Genomic DNA, 5,982 nt, shown 5'->3' on the forward strand with positions numbered 1-5,982 from the left:
CGATCCGCACCGCACCCTGTCTGAAGTCTTCATCGAACTTCCGATACCTGCTCATCGCTCCTCCTACTTAAGCGATGTCTCCACGATACGAGGGGAAACCCACGGGCGCCACACCGCTACCCGGTCGCCGCGCCCGCGCTACCAGATCGACACACACGCGCTACCCGAAACCCCGGCTAAACACGTCGGTCGACGTCGTGCCCGACCGGAGCGAGGGTCCGAGCCCGGTGCTCGATCGGATCCTCGCCGAGGCGGTGCCGCTGTGACAGGTGAGGCGGGTGGCGGGTCCCTACGCGATGGCCAGCGCGACTCGCGTGAGCCCCTCACCCGCGCCGTCGATGCCGAGCACGATCTCCGGGTGCGCGTCAGCCTTCGCCACCATCAGCCGAAGCCGCTGTCGGTCCTTCGGCACGAGTCCGACGAGATCACGGCGACCGATCAGCGGCACGAGGTTGCAGAAGTCGACGATGTGCCGCGCACCGCGCACACCGTCCGGGATCGACAACGCGGCCGCCTTGGCCACGAGCGCGCTGAGGTGGTTCGGTCGCCGAATCGTTCCGAATCGCTCGCCGTGCCGCACCCGCACCGTCTCGGCGCGAAGCAGCGCCTGCCGTAGTCAGTCGAAGGCGCCGCCGAGAATGCTGCCGATGACGAGGCTGCCTCACCCGGTTGCTGCCGCACCGGCATCAGGCACCGATCGATCCGATCGCGACGACGTTGACCCCATCAGGTCGATGTGCACGACGCTCTGCGCGAGCTGTGAGGCCGTCTCCGTCTTGCCGCACGCCCTCGGTCCCTCGATCAGCACGGCGCCTGCGCGCTCGAGAGCGGCCCGCGGCCGGCGATCCGCGACGCGGGGGATGCACTCATTGGCGCCTCCCCAAGGCTCGATCGTCAATTCAAAGAGTAGCTAGTCTTCAATTTGAAGGAGGCTGATCGTCAACTTGGGGGGAGAAGAGTCGCCGGCCTGGATGGTCGGATGTCCATTGGAAACCGACCCCGCGAGGCCTCCGAACGCCCAGAGCAGGTTCAACGCGGTGAGGTACAGGCCCGAGTCATCGCAGGCTCGTGCCATCGCAGGGCCCGAGTCATCGCAGGCCCGAGTCATCGCAGGCCCGAGTCACGGCAGATCGGGGTCACGGCAGGTCGGGATCACGGTGCTCGGCCAGGAACGCCTGCGCTGCGTCCTCGGAGACGATGTCCTGGTCAGCGAGCCACTGCACGGCTCGCCGCTCGGCCCGGGTGTCACGGAACGCGTGCCAGACGGCGATCAGCTCCGGAAAGTCCCGGTAGAGCTCGTCCTTGAACCTCCGGAACGCGCCGCGACCCTCCAGGGCCCGGCCCAGCCGACCGCCGGCGCGGTCATCCGTGATGCCGTTCACGAAGTCCACCATGTCGCGATACCAGATCGAAGGCGCCAGCGGCTCGATCAGAATGAGGTGCTCGAGGTCGTCGAGATCGACACGCGTCTCGCCGTCGATGCCCGACTCCGACGTCCAGAAGACGATCTGCCCGGTCACAGGATCGATCAGCCACGCGTGCTCGCCATCGGTCTGATCGGCGAGGGCCATGGCGATCTCTTCCACGTCGAGGTCGTCCAGGTCGCGCACAACGAGAGCGTACGAGAAATCGGAGATTCCGTCGAGCGGCTGACGGCAGCGACGCCGTGCCCGCGTGGCATCCGCTGGTCGTTCATGGTTCCCCGTGCCTCGGCGCGCGCAGCGCATCATAGACGGGGCGCAGGATGTCCGTGAGGGCTGCGCCGCGCACGGTGACCTCCGGCGCGGGGAGTTGGTCGAGCAGGCTCGCACCGGTCGCGGCCGCGGATGTCATCCCTGCCCGCTCGGGTGAGGTGTAGAACACGTCGAGCAGTTCGGTGAGCGGGGTCGCCGCGTCGGCGTCGGCTGCGGCATCCGCACCGGTGCCGAGATGCGCGAGCAGGTCGTCGCGATCCCGCCCGCGCCAGGCGAGGATCAGGAACGGATCGTCGTCGAACCGCTCTGCCAGAAGGTAGAAGACCGCGGCGAGATGCTTGCACGGCACCTCCCAGTCAGGGCACGAGCAATCGAGCGCGAGGTCGCCGCGGCCGGAGGGGAACAGCGTGAGCCCGGCATCCGCGAAGATCTGCTCGATGTCAGGAGGCATGCGCCCGTCCAGCAGCTGCGCGGCGAACCAGGCATCGGCGGCGAGCCGCTCCTCGACGCGGGACCACTCGGCCTTCCCGTAGGCGGTGATGCCGATGCGGACGCGGTATGGCCGGGCGCGGGAGCCCTGGACACTCGCGGTCACCTGACCCGCCGACAGCCCCAGGGCGATCACCTGGCCACGGCGGGCGTAGTTGCGGCCACGGCTGAGCCGGCCGCCCATCCCGGTGGACTCGAGCACCTCGATGAACCGGGTCGACCACCATGTGCTCGCGATCCTCCCCCGGGCGCTCTTGGCGCGAATTCCACCGTCGACGGAGCGTGGCGTCGACGGTGGGAAGTACGGCGAACCGAAGCCCTTACTCACCGACAGCCCCCTTCGACAGGGTGAACAACTCACGCAGTTGTTGCGTCGACAACTCGGTCAACCACGACTCCCCTTCACCCACGACGAGATCGGCCAGCGCCTTCTTCTCAGTGATCAGCTCGTCGATGCGCTCCTCGAGGGTGCCGACGCCCACGAACTTGCGCACCTGGACGCGCCGACGCTGTCCGATGCGGAAGGCACGGTCGGTGGCCTGGTTCTCGACCGCCGGGTTCCACCACCGGTCGAGGTGGATGACGTGATTCGCCGCGGTGAGATTCAGCCCCGTTCCCCCGGCCTTCAACGACAGCACGAAGACGGGCGGGCCGTCGCCTGCCTGGAAGCGCGTGACCAGATCGTTGCGGCGTTCCCGCGAGGTGCTGCCGGAGAGGTACGCGATGTCGGTGTCGAAGCGAGCCGCGATATGGGGGATGAGCAGCTCGGCGAACTCGGTGTACTGCGTGAAGCACAGGACACGGTCGCCTTCGGCCAGGATCTCGTCGAGGATCTCCTCCAGCCGGATGACCTTGCCCGAGCGCCGGCCGACCGGCGACCCGTCGTGCAGAAGCTGGGCCGGATGATTGCACACCTGCTTGAGCTTGGTCATGGCCGCCAGCACGTTGCCTCGGCGCTCGATCCCGTCGGATCCCTCGATCCGCTCCATCATGTCGTCGACGACCGTCTGGTAGAGCGAGGCCTGCTCGACGGTGAGGCGGTAGTGCTGCGCGATCTCGATCTTCTCGGGCAGATCGTCGATGACGGCGGGGTCGGTCTTGACGCGTCGCAGGATGTACGGCCTGGTCACCCGGCGGAGCAGGCCCGCGGCCGCGCCGCCATCGTCGTCACCTCGTTCGATCGGCGTCGCGAATCGGGACCGGAAGGCCTCGTGCGCGCCGAGCATCCCGGGGTTGATGAAGTCCATGATCGACCACAGCTCCGACAACCGGTTCTCGACGGGCGTGCCGGTGAGTGCGATCCGCTGGGCGGCACGCAGGCGGCGCACCGCCCTGGCCGTGCGGGAGAGCCGGTTCTTGATCGCCTGGGCCTCGTCGAGCACGATGCGCTCCCACTCGTGATCTGCCAGCTCGTCCATGTCGTTCAGCGCCGTCGCGTAGGTCGTGATCACCAAGTCGACGTCACGGAGTGCAACCGCCAGGTCGGGGCCGCGCGCTCGGTCGGGTCCGTGATGGGCGCGGATCCGCAGCGTGGGAGCGAAACGCGCGGCCTCCGCCTCCCAGTTGCCGACGAGCGACATCGGGCACAGCAGGAGAGTGGGGCGGGATGCCGCAGCCGCCGGCTGTGCGCCCGAGGCAACCGTCGCCGACTCGCCCGCCGCAGCCGCCGAGCGGCGGGTGGCCTCCAGCGCGAGCAGCTGCACGGTCTTGCCGAGCCCCATGTCGTCGGCCAGGCACGCGCCCAACCCGAGCCGGCCGAGGAAGTCGAGCCAGCTCAGGCCCCGCTCCTGATACGGACGCAGCGTAGCCGTGAACGTCTCGGGCGGGCGGACGTCGGCCACCGTCGCCGCGAGCGATCCGTTCAGCAGCTCGCCGAGCCATCCGTGAGCCGTCACCTCGGTCAATTCGAGCGGCAGATCGAGGTCGTCGGGATGGCTCAGCGCGAGCGTCAGCACCTCGCCGGCCGGCATCGTCCCGGACCCGGATCGCTCGAGGAACGCCACGCCCCGCTCCAACTGCGCCGGGTCCACGGCGATCCATTCACCGCGCAGCCGCACGAGCGGGGCCTTGGCGGCGACCAGCGCGGCGATCTCGTCGCCGCTGAGCCCGTGTTCGCCGACGACCAACTCCCACCGGAAGTCGCTGAGCTCGTCGCGCCCGAACCCTGCACCCGCCGCGCTCTGGTCGCTCGGCGTGGTCGAGAGGCGCAGTCCGAGAGCGCGGCGCCTACGCCACCAGTTCGGCAGCAACACCTCGAGTCCGGCCTCGGCGAGCGCCGCGGCGCCCTCCGAGAGGAAACGGTGCGCCGCGGCAACATCGAGGTCGATGCCCGTCGGTCGCGCCTGCCGCAGACCCCGCTCCAGATCCGGATACACGCGCTGAGCACGCGCGAGCTGGGTCAGCAGCACCTCGCGCGGTCGCTCCAGCCAGCGACCGAGGCTGCCGTCGTCGGCCCAGACCTGCTCGGCGTCGACGAGCAGGCTGGGGTCTTCGCGGGAACGGAGGAGGAACTCCAGGCGCCATCGGGCTGTCGGGTCGTCGCCGCCGTCGGTCGCAGGGTCGATGGGGGTCGCAGGGTCGACGCGGGTCGCAGGGTCGTTCAACCGCAGCACGAGCTGCGCTGGACCGCGTTCCTCCCTCGTCGCCTGCAGCCACGGTTCGAGCCGGTCGGCGAGCTGGGCGAGCTCTTCCGCGTCGGCATCCACCCGAGCGTCGGCGCCGACGAGGGCGTCGAGCCACGACTCCACGGCCGGGCGGCGGGCGGGTGGGCGACCTCGGCGCCGGGGCAGGAGGGATGCCGGGAGCCGGGTGCGCGTCAGGGCATCGGTGAGCGCATCCATTGCCTCGGTCGCGAGCGCGGCAGGGCTCGCGGAGGCATCCGCAGCGCGGAACGCGGGTGGCATCGCGGTCGTCAGCGCATGGGCCGCGGTGGCATCCGGTCCGGTGAGTACCGCTCGCCAACGTGCGTCGAAGCCGTCGCCGGACTGCTGCAGCGCCGGCAGGGTGCGTGCGCGGTCGACGAGGCCCGTGCAGAACCTGGAGAGCTCGAGGAGGTAGCGCGCAGACTCCGCAAGCCGCACATCCACCGTCTCGCGCTGCGTGTCGCCATCCGTATCGCCATCCGTGTCACCATCTCCGACAACGGATGCGGAAGCCGCCGGGCCGAGCGTCTCCGTCAGGCGAGCGGGGTCGAGGATCAGCGCCGGAACGGACCAGGGAAGCAGCGAAGCCGTCCCGGCCGGCCGCGGCGTGATGCGGACGAGCTCCGGTGAGTCCATCGGTGAGCGGCGACCCGAGGGCAACAGAAGATCGAGCCTCGTCGAGCGCCCCTCGACGAGGAAGGCGAGTGCCTCGGCCGGCGCCGAGAACGGATGCGGGCGCGCCCTCCGCAACGCCTGGCTCGGGCTCGTCACCGCGAGCGTGGAGTCCTCCGCCCAGATGCCAGCGCCTGCCCCGGGAATCCAGCAGGCATGGAGGACGAGCATGGGCGCAGTTCTCTCGGGTCGGAGGAGGGGTCGCTCCCAGCCTAACCTCAGTGGCAGGCACGAGGGGTGGGCCGCGGAACGGCGAGGTGGCCTTGCCCCACAGTCCATCGGCGCGGCAGGCGCACCGCCGGTGCTGGCGGGGTGGGGCGCGACCTGTTCGGCCCGCACGCGACATATCAGCCGAAGATGCCGTCGAGGGCACTCCATCCGCGCCAGGTCCACCTGCAGGATCAGAGACCTAAGCCATCGACCTGGGAAGTGACGCCCTGAACGAGCAAACCGCCGGCCCCTCTCTCGGGCACCGCCGCCCCGCG

4 protein-coding genes are annotated in these 5,982 nt (G+C 69.8%); all 4 read right to left on the minus strand.

Features of this window, described 5'->3' with window-relative positions:
- Positions 1 to 289 precede the first annotated feature (289 nt).
- The 4 genes from IEX31_RS18100 to IEX31_RS18115 all read right to left on the minus strand — a co-directional run bounded on the left by IEX31_RS18100 (position 290) and on the right by IEX31_RS18115 (position 5,668).
- Positions 290 to 505 carry a hypothetical protein gene (locus IEX31_RS18100; protein ID WP_188744792.1) on the minus strand — a complete coding sequence of 72 codons (216 nt, stop codon included), beginning with the start codon at positions 503 to 505 and terminating at the stop codon, positions 290 to 292.
- Positions 506 to 1,136: 631 nt separating this feature from the next.
- Positions 1,137 to 1,610: a UPF0158 family protein gene (locus tag IEX31_RS18105; RefSeq protein WP_188744793.1), complete on the minus strand. Its 474-nt coding sequence runs from the start codon at positions 1,608 to 1,610 to the stop codon at positions 1,137 to 1,139.
- 82 nt (positions 1,611 to 1,692) lie between these two features.
- A complete protein-coding gene (locus IEX31_RS18110) occupies positions 1,693 to 2,511 on the minus strand; it encodes an SWIM zinc finger family protein (RefSeq protein ID WP_188744794.1) in 819 nt (272 codons plus the stop codon).
- On the minus strand, positions 2,504 to 5,668 hold the full coding sequence (locus IEX31_RS18115) for a DEAD/DEAH box helicase (RefSeq protein WP_188744795.1): 3,165 nt from the start codon (positions 5,666 to 5,668) through the stop codon (positions 2,504 to 2,506). Before IEX31_RS18115 ends, IEX31_RS18110 begins: the two co-directional genes overlap by 8 nt.
- Between the last annotated feature and the right edge of the window lie 314 nt (positions 5,669 to 5,982).

It is taken from the genome of Agromyces bauzanensis (genome assembly GCF_014645655.1).
In the GTDB taxonomy this organism is placed as follows: domain Bacteria; phylum Actinomycetota; class Actinomycetes; order Actinomycetales; family Microbacteriaceae; genus Agromyces; species Agromyces bauzanensis.

Coding starts and splice junctions, on each gene's coding strand:
- IEX31_RS18115 (WP_188744795.1), bottom strand. CDS start 5,668: ATGCTCGTCCTCCATGCCTGCTGGATTCCCGGGGCAGGCGCTGGCATC.